This window comes from Tardiphaga sp. 37S4 (assembly GCF_021044645.1).
In the GTDB taxonomy this organism is placed as follows: domain Bacteria; phylum Pseudomonadota; class Alphaproteobacteria; order Rhizobiales; family Xanthobacteraceae; genus Tardiphaga; species Tardiphaga robiniae.
The window spans coordinates 959368-979061 of record NZ_CP088008.1 but is presented as its reverse complement, the minus strand read 5'-3'; the positions used below and the strand labels follow the sequence as shown (position 1 = coordinate 979061).

19 protein-coding genes are annotated in these 19694 nt (G+C 63.4%); 6 read left to right on the top strand and 13 right to left on the bottom strand.

The window, feature by feature from the left end; all coding sequences use genetic code 11:
- The first annotated feature begins 3 nt into the window (after positions 1-3).
- From LPB73_RS04705 to LPB73_RS04690, 4 genes are all read left to right on the top strand, one after another.
- Positions 4-825, top strand: a complete 822-nt coding sequence (locus LPB73_RS04705) for a heme ABC transporter ATP-binding protein (protein ID WP_231079771.1) — start codon at positions 4-6, stop codon at positions 823-825.
- Positions 826-966: 141 nt separating this feature from the next.
- A complete protein-coding gene (locus tag LPB73_RS04700) occupies positions 967-1332 on the top strand; it encodes a response regulator (RefSeq protein ID WP_068735283.1) in 366 nt (121 codons plus the stop codon).
- Between the two features lie 116 nt (positions 1333-1448).
- Positions 1449-2738, top strand: coding sequence for an amidohydrolase family protein (locus LPB73_RS04695; RefSeq protein ID WP_231079770.1), 1290 nt, complete (start codon positions 1449-1451; stop codon positions 2736-2738).
- 34 nt (positions 2739-2772) lie between these two features.
- Entirely contained in the window at positions 2773-4131 is a 1359-nt protein-coding gene (locus LPB73_RS04690; protein ID WP_231079769.1) for an FAD/NAD(P)-binding protein, read from the top strand.
- On the opposite strand, the gene LPB73_RS04685 is transcribed toward LPB73_RS04690, so the two are convergent.
- From LPB73_RS04685 to LPB73_RS04655, 7 genes are read right to left on the bottom strand one after another with little or no spacing between them, the layout of a single operon-like run.
- On the bottom strand, positions 4128-4901 hold the full coding sequence (locus LPB73_RS04685) for an ABC transporter permease (RefSeq protein ID WP_231079768.1): 774 nt from the start codon (positions 4899-4901) through the stop codon (positions 4128-4130). The genes LPB73_RS04690 and LPB73_RS04685 overlap by 4 nt on opposite strands.
- A complete protein-coding gene (locus LPB73_RS04680; RefSeq protein ID WP_231079767.1) occupies positions 4898-5728 on the bottom strand; it encodes an ABC transporter ATP-binding protein in 831 nt (276 codons plus the stop codon). Before LPB73_RS04680 ends, LPB73_RS04685 begins: the two co-directional genes overlap by 4 nt.
- A 22-nt stretch (positions 5729-5750) precedes the next feature.
- Positions 5751-6779, bottom strand: a complete 1029-nt coding sequence (locus LPB73_RS04675; protein WP_120291610.1) for an ABC transporter substrate-binding protein — start codon at positions 6777-6779, stop codon at positions 5751-5753.
- Between the two features lie 52 nt (positions 6780-6831).
- Entirely contained in the window at positions 6832-7836 is a 1005-nt protein-coding gene (locus LPB73_RS04670; protein ID WP_231079766.1) for an amidohydrolase family protein, read from the bottom strand.
- Between the two features lie 9 nt (positions 7837-7845).
- On the bottom strand, positions 7846-10140 hold the full coding sequence (locus LPB73_RS04665) for a xanthine dehydrogenase family protein molybdopterin-binding subunit (RefSeq protein WP_231079765.1): 2295 nt from the start codon (positions 10138-10140) through the stop codon (positions 7846-7848).
- Positions 10137-10634 carry a (2Fe-2S)-binding protein gene (locus LPB73_RS04660; RefSeq protein ID WP_175368366.1) on the bottom strand — a complete coding sequence of 166 codons (498 nt, stop codon included), beginning with the start codon at positions 10632-10634 and terminating at the stop codon, positions 10137-10139. The genes LPB73_RS04665 and LPB73_RS04660 overlap by 4 nt, the downstream gene beginning before the upstream one ends.
- Positions 10631-11509 (bottom strand): FAD binding domain-containing protein, encoded by an 879-nt coding sequence (locus LPB73_RS04655; protein WP_231079764.1) that lies wholly within the window; start codon positions 11507-11509, stop codon positions 10631-10633. The genes LPB73_RS04660 and LPB73_RS04655 overlap by 4 nt, the downstream gene beginning before the upstream one ends.
- A gap of 141 nt (positions 11510-11650) precedes the next feature.
- Between LPB73_RS04655 and LPB73_RS04650 the strand changes: the two genes are divergently transcribed.
- Positions 11651-12457 carry an IclR family transcriptional regulator gene (locus tag LPB73_RS04650; protein ID WP_170849559.1) on the top strand — a complete coding sequence of 269 codons (807 nt, stop codon included), beginning with the start codon at positions 11651-11653 and terminating at the stop codon, positions 12455-12457.
- Between the two features lie 22 nt (positions 12458-12479).
- On the opposite strand, the gene LPB73_RS04645 is transcribed toward LPB73_RS04650, so the two are convergent.
- From LPB73_RS04645 to LPB73_RS04620, 6 genes are read right to left on the bottom strand one after another with little or no spacing between them, the layout of a single operon-like run.
- Positions 12480-13931 carry an aldehyde dehydrogenase gene (locus LPB73_RS04645; RefSeq protein ID WP_231079763.1) on the bottom strand — a complete coding sequence of 484 codons (1452 nt, stop codon included), beginning with the start codon at positions 13929-13931 and terminating at the stop codon, positions 12480-12482.
- Between the two features lie 33 nt (positions 13932-13964).
- On the bottom strand, positions 13965-14687 hold the full coding sequence (locus LPB73_RS04640) for an ABC transporter ATP-binding protein (protein WP_120291622.1): 723 nt from the start codon (positions 14685-14687) through the stop codon (positions 13965-13967).
- Complete coding sequence (locus LPB73_RS04635) at positions 14680-15423, bottom strand: ABC transporter ATP-binding protein (RefSeq protein ID WP_231079762.1); 744 nt, start codon at positions 15421-15423, stop codon at positions 14680-14682. Before LPB73_RS04635 ends, LPB73_RS04640 begins: the two co-directional genes overlap by 8 nt.
- Positions 15420-16367 (bottom strand): branched-chain amino acid ABC transporter permease, encoded by a 948-nt coding sequence (locus LPB73_RS04630; RefSeq protein ID WP_231079761.1) that lies wholly within the window; start codon positions 16365-16367, stop codon positions 15420-15422. Before LPB73_RS04630 ends, LPB73_RS04635 begins: the two co-directional genes overlap by 4 nt.
- The gene (locus tag LPB73_RS04625) at positions 16364-17233 is read right to left on the bottom strand and encodes a branched-chain amino acid ABC transporter permease (RefSeq protein WP_093756755.1); all 870 of its coding nucleotides are present in this window, start codon (positions 17231-17233) and stop codon (positions 16364-16366) included. Before LPB73_RS04625 ends, LPB73_RS04630 begins: the two co-directional genes overlap by 4 nt.
- A gap of 30 nt (positions 17234-17263) precedes the next feature.
- Positions 17264-18490, bottom strand: a complete 1227-nt coding sequence (locus LPB73_RS04620; RefSeq protein WP_231079760.1) for an amino acid ABC transporter substrate-binding protein — start codon at positions 18488-18490, stop codon at positions 17264-17266.
- 149 nt (positions 18491-18639) lie between these two features.
- Between LPB73_RS04620 and LPB73_RS04615 the strand changes: the two genes are divergently transcribed.
- On the top strand, positions 18640-19563 hold the full coding sequence (locus LPB73_RS04615; RefSeq protein ID WP_175368362.1) for a helix-turn-helix transcriptional regulator: 924 nt from the start codon (positions 18640-18642) through the stop codon (positions 19561-19563).
- Positions 19564-19694: the final 131 nt, after the last annotated feature.

The window sequence follows — 19694 nt, the reverse complement described above, 5'->3', positions numbered from 1 at the left end:
CCGATGGCCGATACACCCGTCCTCACAGCATCCGGCATCTCGCTGACCATCGGCCAGGCCACGCTGCTCAATCACGTCGATCTCGCCATTACCAGCGGCGAGATGGTCGCCATTGTCGGTCCCAACGGCGCCGGCAAGTCGACGCTGCTACGCTTGCTGTCAGCCGATCTGCGTGCGTCGCGCGGCGCCATCACGCTGAAAGGTCGCAACCTCCATGCCTGGTCGCCCGCCGAACTGGCGATGCGGCGCGCGATGCTGTCGCAACATGTTAGTGTGAGCTTTCCATTCACGGTCGAGGAAGTCGTGCAGATGGGTCGGGGCAACCTGCCGCTGGCTTCTGCGCAAGCGCTCGTCAATGCCGCCATCGATGAAGTGGGCCTTGGCGACTTCCGTCATCGCGAATTACCAACGCTGTCAGGAGGCGAGCAACAGCGCGCGCATTTCGCGCGTATCCTCGTGCAGCTCGCCTGCGGCGAAGCTGCCCATGGTCCAGGCATCCTGCTGCTCGACGAGCCCACATCATCGCTCGATCTGCGCCATCAGATCGAACTCGTCGAAATTTCGCGGAAACGTGCGCGCAACGGCACGGCCGTGATCGCAGTGCTGCACGATCTCAATCTCGCAGTTCGGTTTGCTGACCGCATCATCGTGATGCGCAACGGCGCCGTTGCAGCGGAAGGAACGCCTGCGGAAACGATCACCAGCGACGTGATCCGTCGGGTCTTCGATATCAACGTTGTCGTCGCACGCACCGATGACGGCGCGCCTTATCTGCTGCCGCAAATGATGCAGCAGATTGCGACTTCAACTTCCGTAGTGGGTTAACTGCGTTTCTGCCGGCACATCATCCTGCGCCGGCGCATATTCATGAGTAACATTGTTGCTCACGGGAACTCACTTTTATCTGAACCCCTGATGAACTCACGCATTGCCCTCCTGTCGCAACCAAACCACGGAGGCTCCCCCATGGGTTATGCACACAGGTCGACAGCGCTGGTGGTCGAGAACGACGAAGCACAACGCACACTGGTCAGCCTGCTGCTCGAAGAGAGCGAGATGAACGTCATCGAATGCGAAAGCGCGGAGGCGGCCGTACTGGTACTGGAGGAATCCGGCGACAATGTTGCGATGGTCTTCACCGACGTGGAACTCGCGGGCATGATGGACGGCATTGAGCTCGCTTATCTCGCCAAGCAACGATTCCCCGATATGCATGTGATCGTGACTTCGGGTGCGCCTCGCGTGCGTCGGCTGCCCGACGGCACATTGTTCATGGCCAAGCCATGGAGCCCGATCGATCTGCTCCGCGCCGCACAACAATCGTTTCACTGATACAGGTCAAATCGGTCCGCGCGGACCGGCGGATGCCCGTCCGCGTGGGACTGTCTTGCATTGCTGCAGCGCAACGCCGATAATTCGGTGATCGCACCTGCAGCAGCAAGGGTTTCATGCCGTTCGACCTCCTCATTCGCAACGCCACGCTTCCCGACGGCCGCACCGGCCAGGATATCGCCATCGCCGCGGGCCGTATCGTCGCGGTGCAGCCCAATCTGGCGGGAGAAGCCGGACGCGTGATCGATGCCGCCGGGCATCTGGTCTCGCCGCCATTCGTCGACATCCACTTCCATATGGACGCGACGCTGTCGCTCGGCCTGCCGCGCCTGAATGTCTCCGGCACCCTGCTCGAAGGCATCGCGCTGTGGGGCGAGTTGAAACCACACCTCACCTATGAGGCACTGGTCGAACGCGCGCTGCGCTATTGCGATCTCGCGGTGGCACAGGGCCTGCTCGCGGTGCGTACCCACGTGGATATCTGCGACGACCGGCTGCTGGCTGTCGATGCGCTGCTCGACGTCAAGAAGCAGGTCGCGCCCTATCTCGATCTCGAACTGGTGGCGTTCCCGCAGGACGGCTATTTCCGCTCGCCGACGGCTGCGCAAAATCTTGCGCGCGCGCTCGACAAGGGGGTCAGCATCGTCGGCGGCATTCCACATTTCGAGCGCACCATGGCCGATGGCGCCGCGTCGGTGAAGGCACTCTGCGAGATCGCCGCCGCGCGCGGACTGCGCGTCGACATGCATTGCGACGAAAGCGACGACCCGCTCTCGCGCCATATCGAGACCCTCGCCTATGAGACCCAGCGTCTCGGACTGCAGGGCCGCGTTGCCGGCTCGCATCTGACCTCGATGCATTCGATGGACAACTACTACGTCTCGAAGCTGCTGCCGCTGATCGCGGAGGCCGGCGTCGCTGCGATTGCCAACCCGCTGATCAACATCGTGCTGCAGGGGCGCCACGACAGTTACCCCAAGCGCCGCGGCCAGACCCGCGTGCCGGAGATGCGGCCCTACGGCATTAACGTGGCTTTCGGCCAGGACTGCTGCATGGACCCGTGGTACTCGCTGAGCTCGGCGGACATGCTGGAAGTCGCACATATGGGCCTGCATGTCGGACAGATGACCAGCCGCGATGCAATGCGATTCTGTTTCGACACCGTCACTACCAACCCGGCCAAGATCATGGGCCTCGACGGCTACGGCCTCGATGTCGGCTGCAATGGCGACCTCGTGCTGCTGCAGGCGCGCGATCCGATCGAGGCGATCCGGCTGAAGGCGACACGGCTCGCGGTCGTGCGCCGCGGCAAGGTGATCGCCGAGACGCCCGCGCGGATCGGCCGACTCGCACTCGATGGCCGCCCGGCATCGGTCGATCCCGCCGCTTACGCACCGCCGAGCTGATCTCTCGACCCCCTCCCTCGCATCGTTTGGCAGCATGACATCAGCCTCTCCCCATTCTCTGCGCGTTGCCGTTATCGGCGGCGGCGTGGCCGGCGCATTCGCCGGCATCATTCTGGCCAGGCTGCCGCAGATCGGGCCGATCACCGTGCTGGATCGCGATGGCGCCTTCGGGCGCGGACTCGCCTATTCCGCGAAAGCCAAGTGGCACCGCATCAACGTCCCAGCCTCAAAGATGGGCGGACTCGGCGCCGAAGATAACGGCTTCGTCGAATGGTTGACGGAGACGGGCCAGGCAAACTGGCCGGACTATTCAACCTCATTCGTGCCCCGCCGGGTCTATGGCGACTACATCTCGACGAAGTTCAACGAATTGACGGGCAGCGGACGCGTGACGCCGCGGCAGGATGTGGCTCTGAGTGTGACGCGGCAGGGCGATGGCTATCGCGTTGCGACAGCATCGGGCGCGACCATCGACGCCGATCTGGTGTTCCTCTGTCTTGGCAACCAGCCGCCGTCGCCATTTCCCGGCATCGAGGCATCGCCGCGCTCGATCACCAATGTCTGGGCGCCGGGCGCGCTCGATCCGATCGGCAAGGACGATCGCGTGCTGGTCATCGGCACCGGCGCCACCGCGGTCGATATGGTGATCGATCTCGTTCATCGCGGCATGCGCGCGCCCATCACGATGGTCTCGCGGCGCGGATTGCTGCCACTGATCGACGTGCCGGCACAGACCGATCCCGATCCGATGACATCGTTCCCGAATCCCACCGCACGGGGGCTTCTGGCGGCATTGCTCAGGGACACCCGCCGCAAGGTTGCCGCGGGCATTCCATGGCAGACGATGGTCGACACGTTTCGATTGTCCATCGGTGAACTCTACAGGAATGCCTCTGAGACCGAACGTGCCCGCTTCGCGCGGCATCTGCGCGCGATCTGGATGGTGCATCGGCATCGGCTGGCGCCCGACGTCGCCGAACTGCTGGAGCAGTTGCAGCGAGACAAGCAGCTCGATGTGATCGCGGGTCGCATCACCAGTGCAGTTGCGACACCGTCGGGACATGACGTGACCATCCGCAAGCGCGGACACGGCGAGACCATCGATCTCGCCACCAACTGGATTCTGAACTGTACCGGCCCGGAAGAGCACTATGATCGCCTGGGCGATCCGCTCATCAAGTCGCTGCTCGCAACCGGGCAAGCGCGGACCGGCTTCAACGGCCTCGGCCTCGATGTCACCCCAACCTGCGAACTCCGCGACAGCGCCGGTCATGTTCAGCCCGGCTTCTATGCCATCGGCCCGGCGACGCGCGGCGCGTTCTGGGAAGTGACTGCGGCATCCAATATTCGGCGGCAGTTGCTGGCCGTAAGCGAGCAATTGAAGGTGCTCTAGCCGTTCCGCCACGGCACGATGGCGCGCTCCAGCGCGTCGAAGCCCGCATTCATCACGAAGCCGATGATCGCGATGACGAAGAGGCCGACATACATGGTCTGGACGTCGAACAGCTCCCACGCATTCCAGATCATGTAGCCGAGCCCCTGCTTGGCGCCGACCATCTCGGCGATGGCGATCAGCACCAGCCCCATGCCGGCGCCGAGCTTGATGCCGGTCATGATCAGCGGCAATGCGCCGGGCAGCGCCACGGTGCGAAACATGTTGAAGCGGCTGGCGCCGAAATTGCGGCCGACATCGAGGAAGATGGGCGCAATCTGTCGCACGCCGGCGGCTGTATTGATCACCACCGGATAGAACACGCCGATCGCGACCATGGCGATTTTCGAGCTTTCACCGAGACCGAAGATCAGCAGGATCAGCGGCAGCAGCGAACTTTTCGGGATCGGATAGGTCGCCGAGATCAGCGGATCGAAGGCGGCCCGCACGGGGCGATAGAGCCCGATGGCAAGCCCGATCACGATGGCCGGCACGCAACCAACGATAAAACCGGCAGCGAGGCGATACAGGCTGGCTCCCACATGACGCCACAGCGCGCCCGAGGAAGCGAGCTCGAACAGATGCCCAATGATGTTAGAGGGCGCCGGAAAGAACCTGACATCAACGATGCCGGTGCGGGCGCAGATTTCCCATAGGCCCAGTAGCACCAGCGGCGACAGGATGCTGATGGCGCGGTCGCTCCACAGTGAACGGGTGCGAACCGAACTCATGCCTTGCTCCCCGGCTCGCGGCTGCGCGCGCGATCGACCTCTTCGCGGAGCTGCGCCCAGATGTCATAGACCAGTTCGCCGTAAGCCGGGGTATGCCGGAGCTCGACGACATTGCGCGGCCGCGGCAGATCCACTGGCACGATGGTCTTGATGCGCCCCGGCCCCGCCGTCATGACCATGATGCGATCACCGAGCGTCACGGCTTCATCGACACTGTGGGTGATGAAGACCACAGTCTTGCGGGTTTCTTCCCAGATCCGCAGCAGCTCTTCGTGCAGCAATGTCTTGTTCTGCTCGTCGAGCGCCGAGAACGGCTCGTCCATCAGCAGGATATCGGGATCGTTGGCAAAGGCGCGCGCGATCGACACGCGCTGGCGCATGCCACCGGAGAGCTGATGCGGATAGAGCGTGCGCGCACCATACATGCCGGTCTTGTTCAGGTAGTGCCCGACCACGTCATCGATGCGCGCCTTCGGAACATTGCGCATCGTCAGGCCATAGGCCGCGTTGTCCCAGACGGTCATCCAGGGAAACAACGAGTCCCCCTGGAACACCATGGCGCTCTGTGGATGACCGGGCTGCGGATTGGCGATGTCGATCCGGCCCTCCGATGGCGCATCCAGCCCGGCAAGCATGCGCAGCAAGGTCGTCTTGCCGCAGCCGCTCGGGCCGACCACCACGAAAAAGGTGCTGGTCGGGATATCGAGCGTGATCCGGTCCAGCGCCAGCCGTGCATCGTGACGCTTGGTGACGTCGCGCAGGCTGATCTTCGGCGCGGGCGCTGGCCCGCTGTCCCCGATTGCTGCTGTCGACATCTGCACCGTCATCGCCACACTTCTCTTCACCGTTTCACTTGGGCCGTGCGAACGGCCCCAGGACTGGCTTCAGTGCATCGACATAGGACATGTCGACGACCTTGGCGGCCTCGATGTCGCTGGTGACCAGCCCGCGCGACTTGAAATAGGCAAGATCGGTCTCGACGCTGGGAAGATTGATCTGACCGTCGGGATCGATGAACACCGGCACGATCTGATGCAGCAGCGCCGTGTCCTTGATGCCCGTCATCTCGGCAATGTCCTTGATCATGTCCTCGGCGCCGGGACCCGCGATCTTGCCGTCCTTGAGGGTCGCGGCATAGGCGCGCACCCCGCGCAGATAGGCCTTGAGAAACGCCGTGACCGTCTTGCGGTCCTCGGCGAACTTGCCATTGATCAGCAGCATCGCCGTCTGTTGCACTGGATAGAAATCGTCGAGGCCGGTGAAGCGCACAGCGACATTGTTGCGCACCATCGCCGTCACGCCCGGCTCCGCCGAAATCGCCGCGTCGATCGCCTTGTTGGCGAAGGCGGTGAGATGCTGCGGGAACGGAAGGAAGACCTTTTCGATATCCTCGTCCTTCAAACCGGCCTTTTTCAGCGCCTGATTGATGACCGACTCATCGGCCGCGCCATTGGCGATGATCGCGACCTTCTTGCCCTTGAGATCCGCAAGCGACTTGAACGCACCTGACTCGATCAGATCCTTGCGCACCATCAGCGCCTTGTAGCTGTAACCGGCGATATTGGTGCCCTTGTCCGCCACCATCTTCAGCTTGAGACCGCGATTGACAGCATTATAGAGCCCGGCGGAGGCGGCGCCTGCCGATGCGTCGAGATCGCCTGCGCCGAGCGGCGCAACCATCTTGGCGCCGGAGTCGAACGGTATCAGTTCAACCTTGACACCCTCTTCCTTGAAGTAGCCGCGCTTCTCAGCGAGGAATAGGCCGATATCCGACGACAGATTGGTCGTCCCCACCTTGACCGTCTTCATCTCCTGGGCGTTCGCAAGACCCAGCATCGACATCGCAACACCGGCGGCAACAAGCAGACGTTTCAGCATGATCGGTCCTCTTTATCTCGCATGAAGATGATACGGCAGAACGCACCGCAGCTCAGGGCAAGCGTGGAAACAGACGCCTCGGATTGGTTTCGGTAATCAGTTCGATATCGGCAGCGGAAAAGCCCGCAGCCTTGACGCTGGCGAGGGGATCGCGATCCGCCGGCGGGAAGGACTCGTCAGTACCGAGCGCCACACGTTCGATGCCCACGGTATCGGCGAGGAAACGCAACGCTTTCGGCGCATGCACGATGCTGTCATAGCCGATGCGCGATGCGTAGACCGACGGGTCGCATTGCGCGACATCGCCCTGCCCCGCGCGATCCATCCGCGCATGCATCACATCGAAGCGACCCAGCAGATAAGGAAATGTGCCGCCGCCATGGCTGAGGACGATCGAGAGCGCCGGGAAGCGATCGAGCACACCCGAGAGGATGATCGAACCAATGCCGAGCGTGGTGTCGAATGTGTATTGCGCGATCTGCGTCAGCGCGAATTTCGCGGCACGCGGCGCAGCATCCACCAGCACGGGATGCAGGATGACTGGCAGTCCCAACGCTTCCGCCTTGGCCCAGAACGGATCGAGCGGCTTCTCGCCGATATTGACGCCTTCAACATTGGCCGGGACCATGACCGCAACAGCGCCAAGGCCAACGGCGCGATCGAGTTCAGCCGCGGCATCGGCGGCGTCGGCTAAAGGCACCGATGCGACAAAGGAAAAGCGGTCATTGTTCGTATGGCACCACTCGCCCAGCGTATCGTTGAGCATGCGGTGCCAATGCGCGCAGGCATCTTTCGCCAGACCGTAGCCGTAGATATCAGGCCATGTGGCGACGAGCTGCCGGTCGAGACCCTGGCGGTCGAGGCTGGCACGGCGTTGTTCAACCGGCTCGACCAGTTGCGGGAAGAACGGCCGAACCCTGAAACCATAATCGAAGCCGAGGGCCGGCGGCTTGCCATTCCCGGCTGGCAGCAGCCTCACGCCGCAATAGGCGCCGCGGCCATCGATCGCGGACAGCAGCTGCGGCGGCACATAATGGGCGTGGATATCGATCGGCACAATCGGTCCCTATGCAGCGTTGCTCGCGCGCTCGCGCGCGTCCTTGATGAGGCGCCACAGACGCGGCGGCGTCAGCGGCAGGTGATGAATCTCGACATTGAGCGGCGCCAGCGCTGCCGCCACCGCATTGGCCGTCGCTGCGGCCACAGCAACGATACCGCCCTCGCCCGCGCCCTTTGCACCCAGCGGGTTGCTCGGTGACGGCCGCAGCTCCAGCGTCACCGCCCGCAGCACCGGAAAGTCGCTCGCGGTCGGCACCAGATAATCGGCCAGAGAGGCGTTCAAGAGCTGTCCCTGCTCGTCATAGATCAGATGATCGAGGAAAACGCCACCCAGTCCCTGCACGATGGCGCCGATCGCCTGTCCGTGCACGATGGCCGGATTGATGGCGCGACCGACATCTTCGACCGCGATGTAATCGAGAACTTTCACCGCGCCCGTGCGCGGGTCGACGGTGACATGCGCCGCATGGGTGCCGTAGCTGTAGGTGCGCGCATCGTTGGAGAATGTGCCGTCTGCCTGCAATTCGCGCCCGGCTGCGAGCGTCGCGAATGACACGGATGTGCCATTGTCAGCGATGACATTCGCATTAACGATCTTCAACTCGCTGTTCGGTCTACCCAGGTGATTGGACGCCTGCTGCAGGATCTTCTCGCGCAGCCGGGTGGCGGCATCGAGCACGGCCGAACCGCCCATCACCACCGCACGCGAATGATAGGTGCCAAAGCCCTCATCGAGCAGCGTGGTCGAGCCATGCAGCACACGGATGCGATCGAACGGGATCGACAGCGTATCCGACGCGATCTGGCCGAGCACCGTCTCCAATCCCTGCCCCAGCACGGATGAGCCGACTGCCACCGTCAGCGAGCCATCCTTTTCAAGGGTAAGCGCTGCGTTTTCCTTCGGGCCGGCACCGCCGCTTTCGACGAAACAGCCGAGCCCAATGCCATGACGTACGCCATCAACCAATTTACCCTGCAGATGACGTTTCTCGTGCCAGCCGATCTCTTTCAAGGCACGCTCGAACACCTCGACATAGTCGCCGGTGTCGTAGGATGTCGGCCCCTCATAGGGCACGAGCCCATCGATCGGATAAGGCAATTCCTGTTCGGTGATCAGGTTCTTGCGCCGGAATTCGGCGATGTCGATGCCGAGATCGGTCGCAGCCATGTCGATCAGCCGCTCGCGAAAGAAATTCGCCTCGAAGCGGCCCGGCCCGCGATAGGTGCCGACCGGCGTCTTGCTGGTCATGAAAGCTTCGACCGACACGCTGACATGGGGGATGCGATAGGGGCCGGGCAGAAACTGCGCCGCCTTGGCCGGCACCACGCCGCCATTGGTGCGGATATAGGCGCCCATATCGGCGAATACCCGGCCGCGCAAACCCAGCATCATTCCGTCGCTGCGGCAGGCGAGCGACAATTCGCAAGCGATGTCGCGTGAGTGATTGATCGCCATCAGATGTTCGCGGCGATCCTCGATCCATTTGACCGGGCGTGCCAGTTTGCGGGCAGCGAAGGGGATCAGGAAATCCTCGGGATAGAATTCGCCGCGTACGCCGAAGCCGCCGCCCACATCGATCTCGATCAGGTCGATATCATCCTCGCGAAGGCCCAGCATCTGCGCCAGCGCGCGGCGGTTATAGAACGTGACCTTTGTCGCGCCTGTGACGACGAGTCGACCCGCCGATGAATTCCATTCTGCGAGGAGGCCCCGCGTCTCCATCGGCAGCGCCGTGTGGCGCTGCACGCTGAAGCGCTCGGTGCGCACATAGTCCGCCGCCGCGAAGGCCGCATCGGCATCGCCAAAACCGGCATCGTAGCGCAACGCAACGTTATCTTCGGCGAAGTCGAACAGCGGGGTTTCACTTGCGCCGCGCTCAGTGACTGCGGACAGCGCTTCAAATTCGATGCCGATCCTCTCCAGCGCATCCTCGGCCAGTGCGCGGCTGTCGGCGATCACGACAGCGATGGGCTCACCGACATAGCGCACCTTGTCGCTTGCGATGACGGGCTGGCGGAATGGCTCGAATTCGGGCAGCGGCGCCAGGCGCAGCGGGATGATGGGGATGGTGTCGCTGATGTCGCGAGCCGTGATCACGGCATGAATGCCCGGCATCGCTAGTGCCGCCGATGCATCGATGGCGACAATCCGCGCATGCGCGATCGGGCTGCGCAGGATCGCCGCATGCAGCATGCCCTCGACGGCGAGATCGTCAGCGAAATTGCCGGATCCCGACAGGAAGCGCGCATCCTCCATGCGCTCGACTGCGCTACCGACCAGGAGCTTGGCGACATCGCTCATTGCGCCGCCTCGCATTGCACGTCGCGATAGGCAATACGGGCTTCCATGATCGCCGCGATGATCGGCAGATAACCGGTGCAGCGACATAGGTTTCCGGAAATCACCTCGCGGATGCGGTCCTCGTCCGCATGCGGCTCTTCGGTCAGCAATGCATGCGCCGTCGTGAGAATACCGGCAGTGCAGAAGCCGCACTGCAAAGCGTGATGCTTGCGGAACGCAAGCTGCAACGCACTGAGATGTGCGGCGCTGCCAAGACCCTCGACGGTGGTTATCTCGCGTCCTTCTGCCTGCGCCGCCAGCACCAGGCAGCCGCGCACTGCGGCGCCATCGACGATGACCGTGCAGGCACCGCAGACACCGTGCTCGCAACCCAGATGCGTGCCGGTCAGGCGGAGCTCGTTGCGCAGCGCATCCGCCAGCGTGGTGCGAGGTTCGACTGTGACGGTCGCCGCGGCACCGTTGACGGTGAAATGGACGGGACGGGCCGACGTCATGCGGCCTCCGGCAGAGTGATATTGGCTGCGCGCGCCAGCGCCCGCTCCAGCAACACGCCGAGAAGATCGCGGCGATAGGCGGCTTCCGCGTGGATATCATCGGCGGGATCGACCGCATCCCGTGCGACAGCCGCGGCCTGCAAAATCACGTCGGCATCGATCCGACGACCATCGAGGATGGCCTCGACACCGGGCAGCCGCATCGGACGATCGGCAACGCCGATCACCCCGATATGCGCATTATGCGCCAGGCCCTGCGCGTCGATGTCGTAGAATGCGGCAACACCCGCCAGCGCAAAATCTCCGCGGCGGCGTGCGAGTTCCTCGAAGGCCCAGCGCCGCGCCTTCTTCCAGAGCGGCAGACGTATGCTGGTCAAGATTTCGTCGGCCCCCAGAACCGTGCTGAGGCCGCCGGTGATGAACTCGTTTGCGCTCAAGATGCGGGTCCCGGTCGATCCGACGATCGTCAGCATCGCATCGCAGGTCACCGCAATGCCCGGCATTTCGGCGGCCGGATCGGCATGGGCCATGCTCCCGCCGACGGTGCCGCGGTTACGGACCTGGTAATGCGCGACATGGGCGATGGCCGCCGCCAGTAGCGGATGCGCCTGTGCGAGCTGCGCATCGCGCTCGATATCCCGCCAGGTCACGAGGGCCCCAATGTCGATGCCCTCAGCGGAAATACTGATACTTTTGAGATCTGGCAGCCGTCCGATATCGACCAGCACGCTTGGCGCCGCCAGCCGGAAAGCAAGCATCGGCATCAGGCTCTGCCCACCCGCGATCACCTTGGCATTGCCGCCATGAACCGCGAGCGCGGCGATCGCCTCGGGCAGCGTAGCAGGGCAAATATAGTCCAGCGGCGGAAGCTTCATGGGCTGATTTGCTACTTCTCAATTGCTGAGAACACTATCTTATCTTATAAGAAGGCACGCGCACGGCAATGTTTGTTGGTGCGCAAATGATATCCACATGCTGCCGTTTCCATTGGCAAGCATTACCGAATGGAGGTTCCGTTGGCCATCAAGAGAGCCGCAACTGCGTCGAAACGCGTCGACCAGACGGACCGTCCTGCTGCTGCAGATGGCAGTTCGCGAAAGATACTTCGCGCCTTGCTGGCCTTCTCCACCGATCGTCCGAGGCATTCCGCAGAAAGCCTGTCTGAACAGATCGGGGTGCCACTGTCGTCGACCTATCGGTACATTGGCATCTTGCGCGAAGCCGACCTCATCGACGAAGACGGCCGCGGCTCGTTCGTGCTCGCGCCACGCGTCATCGGCCTGGCTCAGGCGGCCCGCGCCGGCACCGACCTTGCCTCCATTGCGCGCCCCTTCATGAAGCGCGTCTCTCAGGAGGTCGGAGAAACCATCATCCTGCTGCGCCGCTCGGCCGATCGCGCCGTGTGTATCGAGCGCGCCGAATCGTCGTCACGCATTCGCCTGACCTTCGAGGTTGGAACGGCCTTGCCGCTGCACCGCGGTGCCGGACCGAAAATGCTGCTCGCGCATATGCCCGAAGCTGAATGCGAGACAATCCTCGACGACGCCGTTCGGCGCGATCCCGGCTTCGCACCCCATCGCAGGCTGCTGGTGCGCGAGCTCGCCGTGATCCGCGAGCAGGGATGGTCGGAGTCGCGCGCGGAAATCACACCGCATGTTTATGCCGTCTCCGTTCCCGTCCGCGATTCCGGTGGCGTGATCGCCGCAATCTCTTTCGTGACGCCGGCATTCCGCACGCCGAAAGCCAGCCAGATCAGGTTGCGCGAGCATCTGCAGCACGCAGCTGCAGATATCAGCAAGGCCTACGCTGCCGTCAGCTTCTGACGGCCGCGTGTAACGGACACGATCAGATCGGATAGTGCTGCGGGCCGGTCTCGATGGTGATCCAGCGCAGTTCGGTGAATTCGGCAATGCCGGCCTTGCCGCCGAACCGACCGTAGCCCGACGCCTTCACCCCGCCGAACGGCATCTGCGCCTCGTCATGCACGGTCGCGCCGTTAATGTGGCAAATGCCGGACTCGATCCGCTTGGCGACTTCCAGCGCCCGGGCGATATCGCGGCCGAACACCGCCGCCGATAGTCCGTATTCGGTATCGTTGGCAACGCGCACGGCTTCGTTCACGCCATCGACGCGCACGACACTCACGATCGGCCCGAATGACTCCTCATTGTAGATCCGCATCGTCGAGGTAACGTGATCGAGTACTGTAGCCGACATCAGCGTGCCATCGACGCTGCCACCCGCCACAACACGGGCACCCTTGCCCACGGCGTCCTTGATCAGCGCCTGCATGCGACCCGCAGCATCCCTGCCGATCAGTGAACCGAGCGGTGTATCGCCCTTGCGCGGATCGCCGGCGACTAGGCTACCCGCCTTGGCCGCGAGCTTAGCCACGAAGGTGTCGGCGATCTTCTGATCGACAACAAGCCGCTCGGTGGACATGCAGATCTGCCCCTGGTTCATGAATGCTCCAAAGGCCGCGGCCGCCACTGCTGCATCGAGATCAGCATCGTCGAGCACCACCAGCGGCGCCTTGCCGCCGAGTTCAAGCAGCACTGGCTTGAGATATTTGGCGGCGGTCTCTGCGATGATGCGGCCGACGCGGGTCGAACCGGTAAAGTTGATCCGGCGCACGGCGGGATGCGAGATCAGTGCATCGATCAGCGCGGGCGCATCTTCCGGCGCGTTGGTGATCACATTAAGTACGCCAGGCGGCAGACCGGCCTCGCGCAGGCACTCGCCGATCAACCGATGTGTGCCCGGGCAGATTTCCGATGCCTTCAGGATTACCGTATTGCCGCAGGCCAGCGGCAACGCCACAGCCCGCACGCCCAGAATGACCGGCGCATTCCACGGCGCGATGCTGAGCACGACGCCCGCGGGCTGGCGGATCGCCATCGAGATGCAGCCGGGCTTGTCCGATGGAATGACCTCGCCGGAAATCTGCGTCGTCATCGATGCCGCTTCGCGCAGCATGTTGGAGGCGAGATGAACATTGAAGCCGGCCCAGCCGGCAGTCGCGCCGGTTTCCGACGCCATCAAGGCAATGAAATCAGGCGCCTTGCTGGCAAGGATATCGGCCGCCTTCAGCAGGACGGCGCGGCGTGCGCCCGGGCCGGTCGCCGACCACGCAGGGAAAGCAGCGGCGGCAGCATCGGCAGCGCGCTTGGCATCGGCGATTTGGGCTGCCGCGGCGCGCGAGGCGATATCGCCGGTCATCGGATTGAGACGATCGAATGTCGCGCCGTCGATGGCCTGCACATCCTGGTTCTCGAGCAGCAGATTGATCTGGTTCATGATGATGTCCTCCGTTGGATGTTTCTTTGAATTTCAAGCCGCGCCGCTGGCGAGCCCGCCGAGATAGGCGCGGCGCACGGCGTCGTCGGATTGCAGGGCTGCGGCGGTGCCGCTGCCGGTGATCTTGCCGTTCTCGATCAGATAGCCGCGATCGGCGATAGCCAGACTCTCGCGTGCGTTCTGTTCGACCAGCAACAGGCCGACGCCGGTCTCGCGCACCTTACGCAAGGCGGCGAACAATTCCCGCACCAGCAACGGCGACAGACCGAGCGACGGTTCGTCGAGCAGAAGAATGTCGGGGTTCGACATCAGCGCACGACCGATTGCTACCATCTGCTGCTCGCCACCGCTCATGGTGCGCACGGTCTGCGCCAAGCGTTCGCCAAGCCGCGGAAACAGCGTCATCACCTTGGCACGCTGCGCTGCCTCGACCGCCCGCGCACGCTTCGGGTTGGCGCCGAGCAACAGGTTTTCGGCCACTGTCAATTCGCCGAACACGCCGCGACCTTCCGGCACCAGCGCAAGCCCGGCTTCCACGATCTCATGAGGCGGCAGACGGGACAGATCACGACCGGCGAGTTTGACGATCTTGGCTGGTGACGGCAGCAAGCCGGCGATGGCTTTGAGCAACGATGACTTGCCCGCGCCATTGGCGCCGAGAATGACAATGATCTCGCCGCGCTCGACATGCAGCGCCGCATCGCTCAGCGCGTGATGCTGGCCATAGGTGACGCTGATATTGGAGACCTCAAGCATCCGCCGGCACTCCCAGATAGGCTTCGATCACCGCGGGGTCGCTCAGCACAGCAGCTACAGGCCCTTCTGCAATCTTGCGGCCACTGCTCATCACCACGCAACGATCGCAGAGCGAACGGATCGCATCCATCACATGCTCGACCAGCAGGATCGACAGCCCCTCCTGTTTGAGCGATCGGATCAGCTCGATCCCGATCAGCAATTCGGACGGGTTCAGACCGGCGAGCCATTCGTCGAGCAGCAGCAGGCGCGGCTGCAGCGCCAGCGCGCGTGCCAGTTCAAGCCGCTTGCGGTCGATATAAGTGAGCTCCGATGCGGGCCGTCCGCCAAATCCGGCGAGACCGACCCGCGCGAGCAGGCCGGCCGCAGCCGCAGCCATCGCGTCGCGTGCAAGCGGCGCATGATGAAAGGCCAGCCCGGCCTCCACATTCTCCCCGCAGGTCATGCCGTCGAGCACGCGCACCAGTTGGAACGTACGCGCCAAACCGAGTCGCGCGATGCGATGGGTCGGCCATCCCGCGATGTCATGGCCAGCAAAAGCGATCACGCCCGTATTCGGCGACAGCACGCCGGAGATCAGGTTGAGCGCCGTGGTCTTGCCGGAGCCGTTGGGACCGAGCAGCCCGACGATCTCGCCGGCATGCACCGTCAGGTCGATGCCGTTAACGGCGACGAGACCGCCGAAGGCGCGGGTCAGGCCTTCGATGCGCAGGACTGGCGTTGCGCTGGGGGTCATGCCTGCGCTCCCCGCATCTTCGACGCCGTGGGTCGCCAGGCTTTCAACTTCTCCCAGAGGCCGACCACGCCTGATGGCAGCGCATAAACGATCAGGAGAAACACCACACCCATGATCAAGGTCGACGTGCTGGGAAAGCGCGCCGACAGAAAGTCGAACAGCAACGTCAGCGGAATGGCGCCGAGCGCCGGCCCCCACAGGCGGTGGGCGCCGCCAAGCAGTGCCATGATCACCACTTCGAAGGAGATGGTGGCGTTGAAGGCGATCGATGGCTCGATATAGGTGAAGCGCGGCGCCATGATCGCACCGACCAGCGTCATGAAGGTGGCCGTGATGGTGAACAGCGCGACCTTGGCGATGGTGACATTGATGCCGCAGTGTCGTGCCACGGCCTCGTCTTCGCCGATGATGCGCAGTGCGAAGCCGAAGCGCGAGCGGGCAATCAGCCAGCCGGTACCGAACACGATGACGGCAAGCGCCAGCAGCTGCCAGTAAATGTCGTTCTGGGTGATATCGACAAAGACGTAACGGCCGAGCACGCGGGTCTTGTTGACCTCGTACCAGACCACGATCTGGCGCACGAGTTCGGCGAGACCGAAGGTGAAGATGACGAAATGCACGCCGCTCAGCCGCAGCGTCGACAGGCCGACGATGACGGCCATGACCGCGCCGATCGCAGCCGCGATCAGCAGCACCAGCGACCACGGCAATTGCTCGCCCAGCACGGCGACGGTGTATGCGCCGACACCGAAGAAGGCTGTGGTCGCCAGCGACACATAGCGCGTCGGGCCAGAGAACATGCCCCATGCCGTCGCCAGCACCGTGAATTGCAAGAGACTGATCGCGAGCGCGAGGTGATAGGCATCGACAATCATCGGGACGAATGCGAGCGCAACCACGGCTGCGAGACAGATCGCACCGGTGGTCATTTGGGTACGGCTCATCGCTGCGCCCTCCCGAAAATGCCGGCCGGCTTCACCAGCAGCACGCCGAGGAACAGCGCGAAGTTAACAGCAAGCGTCAGTCCGGGATCGATAAAGGTCGCCACCAGCGCTTCGCTCAGTCCCAGCGCCAGCCCGGCGACGAGACAGCCCAGCAGATTGCCGACGCCGCCCATCACGACCACGATCAGCGCCTTCATGGTGAACACCACGCCGGAAGTGGCGCTGAAGGTCAGGAACATGCTGATCAGCACGCCGGCAGACGCCACCAGCGCGCCGCCGAGCGCAAAGGCCAGCGCCGATGTCCTGGTGACATCGATGGCAACAAGCTGCGCTGCGATGGGATCGACGGCTACGGCGCGGATGGACGTCCCGATCCGTGTGCGGGTCAGCGTCAGATAGAGCGCAAGGCCGACCACGACCGCAAGCCCGAATGCGATCAGGCGGTTCAGTGCCAGCACCTCGCCGACGATCGTCACCGGCACAGCGAGGAACGAGTAACTGAAGTAAGCGCCGCCAAACATGGTCAGCATGATGCCCTGCACAATGAACATCATGCCGAAGGTGGCCAGGATACTATCGACCTCAAGGGCGTCGCGGGTGCGCGCGCGGCGCACCAGCGGCGTGAGCAACACGCGATACAAGAGATAGCTGATGCCGAAACTGATCGGAATAACAAACGCCAGTCCTGCGAGCGGATTGAGCGCCCAGCCGGTGAACAGCCAATAGGACGCAAAGGCCGCGCCGATCAGGAACTCGCCATAGGACAGGTTCATGATCCGCGCCACGCCATATTGCAGGGTCAATCCCATGGCGATCAGCGCGTACATGCCGCCCAGCACGAGGCCGGTGAGAACCGCGTTTGTCATTCTGTCAGACCAGATGCAGGAGGGACGCGATCACTGCGCCTTCCATGCCGGCTTCGGCACGACCGGCGCACGTGCGCCCTCGTTACCCGACGGGCCGACACCGTAGAACTCGCCGTCCTGCCACTGCCCGACCCACCAGTATTTGGTCGGCATGTTGTTCTCGAGCTTCACCTTGCCGATCACGGTGTCGAAGGTGCCGCTCTGCAGGTCCTTGATGACCGCAGCGCGATCGACCTTGCCAACCCGCTCGATCGCCTGCTGCAGCATCTGCAGGCCGGCATAGGTGACCGCACTGGCCCAGCGATCCGGCTCCGCGCCATTCGCCGCCGACGCCTTGTGCCGCGCCAGATAGTCCTTGATGGCCGGGCTGTCGCCATTCCAGCCGCCGATGCCCATCACGCCTTCCGCGTTGGCGCCGAATTTCTGCTTGAACAGCGGAAATGCCGTGCCGACACCGGTGTAGAAGATCTTCGGATTGAAGCCGGAGATGCGTGACTGTTCGGTGATGGCGATCGTGTCCGGCGGATAGCTGAAGGCGATGAACACGTCGGGGTTCAGCGCCTTCACCTCATTGATGATCGGGCTGAGATCCTGGGTGCCGACCGGATAGGTCTTGTCATAGGCGAGCTTGAACTTGGCGGCTGTAAGAGCTGGTCTGGCGGCACCAGAGAGATCGATGCCGAAGCCGTCGGCGATGCTGGCCATCGCCACGGTGTCGCCGATCTTGCCTTCGGTGCGCAGCTTCACCAGCAGCTCGACCAGGGTCTTCGCGGCGTCCGCGCTGGTGCCGAGCAGCCAGAAACTGTTGGGCCAGCGCTTCGCCAGTTCGGGCGCACGGTCGGTCACGGCCGTCGATGCAATGTGCGGATAGCCGGCCTTGTTCAGGATCGGGCCGACCGCGAGATTCAGGCCGGTGCCCCAGGGCGGCAGGATGAAATCGACCTTGTCCTGGGTGATCAGCCGCTCCAGCGCCTTGGCGGCTTCTTCGGCGCTCGACCGGTCGTCATACTGGACGACCTCGATTGGGACGCGCTTGTCGCCGAGCTTGAGCCCGCCGGCGGCGTTCACCTCTTTGACCCACAGCTCGTAGTTCGGAATCGTCGTCACCGCGGCGCCGCCGGCGGCGGGGCCGGTGCGCGAGATGGCATAACCGATCTTGACCGACGTCTGGGCCTCCGCTGCACCGTCCCACCCGACGGACGCCGCACCGGCCACTGCGAGTAGTCCCGCCGCAAGGCGCTTGACTGCTGACACCATGTTATCCTCCCCGAATTCTTTTCACCGACGCCTTGTGGCGTTCGATGGCCGGAGACTAGTCCAGCGTTTGGGGCTGGGAATTGGACGCATCCGGGGAAAGATTGTATTGATCCGTGTAGGCGAGCTATTTCACGCGACGGATTGTCCCAGTGCTTGAGACCGCACACATCGTTTCGGGTCCCACCGGCTTTGGGGAGAAGCCGCTTCCGGCATTGCATGCGGAAAGATTCGCACCCGGACTGGCGCCGCGCAGCTGGATCATCCGGCAGTCGGTTGCCAGGCGCTCGCACCTGCTGGTGATCGAAACCCGGCGCGGCACCGCCACCATGCGCGGCACCACGGTTGCCATTCAGTCCGCCGGCCTGTTGTGGCTTCCAGGCGATCACGAAGGCACATTGGAGGTCGAAGCCGGCGCGCAAGGCTATCTGATTTCAGTGTCGGACGATGTCCTCACCCGCACCGTCGCCGGCAGTGCCGAGGCGCTGCATCTGCGGCGAACCATCGACCGGCTGGTCCTGCGCGAAGGCGCGCAACTCGCGACGACTTTTGCGGCCATCACGGAATCCTGCAGCACGCTGGTGCGTGAGTTGAATACGCCGGGCCGCGGCAGCGCGACGATGACATCGACGCATGTGTTGTTGCTGTGCCTCCACATCTGGCGATCGGTGATTTCGGAGGAAGCCCCCGACGATGCTGCACAGCGCGGCGACGGCCCGCGCCTCGTCGGCAATTTCCTACAGATGGTCGAACTGCATTATCGCGACGGCTGGCCCATCGCACGCTATGCGGCCGCACTCGGCGTCACTGACGACAAGCTGCATGCGCACTGCAAGCGCGAGAAGGGCTACAGCCCGCGCGCCATCGTGCATCAGCGCCTGATCCACGAAGCCTGCATGCGGTTGCGACAGCTCGATCTGCCAGTCGAGCAGATCGGCTATGGCCTCGGCTTCCGCGATCCCGGCTATTTCAATCGCTTCTTCCGCAAGTATCAGAATGCGTCGCCAGGCGCCTATCGGCGTCGCGCACGGCTCGATCCAAGTCAGCACGGTCCGTCCTATGCAGCCTGGCCGTAACTGTCCCACGCTCGATCAGTGCTGTGTCTCTTTGAAACCCGCGTGATCAATTTGAAACAGCGCGCGTTAAGCATGACTCAATATTGAAGTGGGGTCACAATATCCATTTCCGCGCTCTGTTTCAGATGTCA

Bases quoted from the DNA above. Each gene is read 5' to 3' on its own strand.
- LPB73_RS04660 (WP_175368366.1), bottom strand. From the start codon at position 10,634: ATGACGTCGGCCCGTCCCGTCCATTTCACCGTCAACGGTGCCGCGGCG.
- LPB73_RS04695 (WP_231079770.1), top strand. From the start codon at position 1,449: ATGCCGTTCGACCTCCTCATTCGCAACGCCACGCTTCCCGACGGCCGC.
- LPB73_RS04645 (WP_231079763.1), bottom strand. From the start codon at position 13,931: ATGAACCAGATCAATCTGCTGCTCGAGAACCAGGATGTGCAGGCCATC.
- LPB73_RS04680 (WP_231079767.1), bottom strand. From the start codon at position 5,728: ATGACGGTGCAGATGTCGACAGCAGCAATCGGGGACAGCGGGCCAGCG.
- LPB73_RS04625 (WP_093756755.1), bottom strand. From the start codon at position 17,233: ATGACAAACGCGGTTCTCACCGGCCTCGTGCTGGGCGGCATGTACGCG.
- LPB73_RS04705 (WP_231079771.1), top strand. From the start codon at position 4: ATGGCCGATACACCCGTCCTCACAGCATCCGGCATCTCGCTGACCATC.
- LPB73_RS04665 (WP_231079765.1), bottom strand. From the start codon at position 10,140: ATGAGCGATGTCGCCAAGCTCCTGGTCGGTAGCGCAGTCGAGCGCATG.
- LPB73_RS04620 (WP_231079760.1), bottom strand. From the start codon at position 18,490: ATGGTGTCAGCAGTCAAGCGCCTTGCGGCGGGACTACTCGCAGTGGCC.
- LPB73_RS04690 (WP_231079769.1), top strand. From the start codon at position 2,773: ATGACATCAGCCTCTCCCCATTCTCTGCGCGTTGCCGTTATCGGCGGC.
- LPB73_RS04630 (WP_231079761.1), bottom strand. From the start codon at position 16,367: ATGAGCCGTACCCAAATGACCACCGGTGCGATCTGTCTCGCAGCCGTG.
- LPB73_RS04700 (WP_068735283.1), top strand. From the start codon at position 967: ATGGGTTATGCACACAGGTCGACAGCGCTGGTGGTCGAGAACGACGAA.
- LPB73_RS04685 (WP_231079768.1), bottom strand. From the start codon at position 4,901: ATGAGTTCGGTTCGCACCCGTTCACTGTGGAGCGACCGCGCCATCAGC.
- LPB73_RS04635 (WP_231079762.1), bottom strand. From the start codon at position 15,423: ATGACCCCCAGCGCAACGCCAGTCCTGCGCATCGAAGGCCTGACCCGC.
- LPB73_RS04655 (WP_231079764.1), bottom strand. From the start codon at position 11,509: ATGAAGCTTCCGCCGCTGGACTATATTTGCCCTGCTACGCTGCCCGAG.
- LPB73_RS04640 (WP_120291622.1), bottom strand. From the start codon at position 14,687: ATGCTTGAGGTCTCCAATATCAGCGTCACCTATGGCCAGCATCACGCG.
- LPB73_RS04675 (WP_120291610.1), bottom strand. From the start codon at position 6,779: ATGCTGAAACGTCTGCTTGTTGCCGCCGGTGTTGCGATGTCGATGCTG.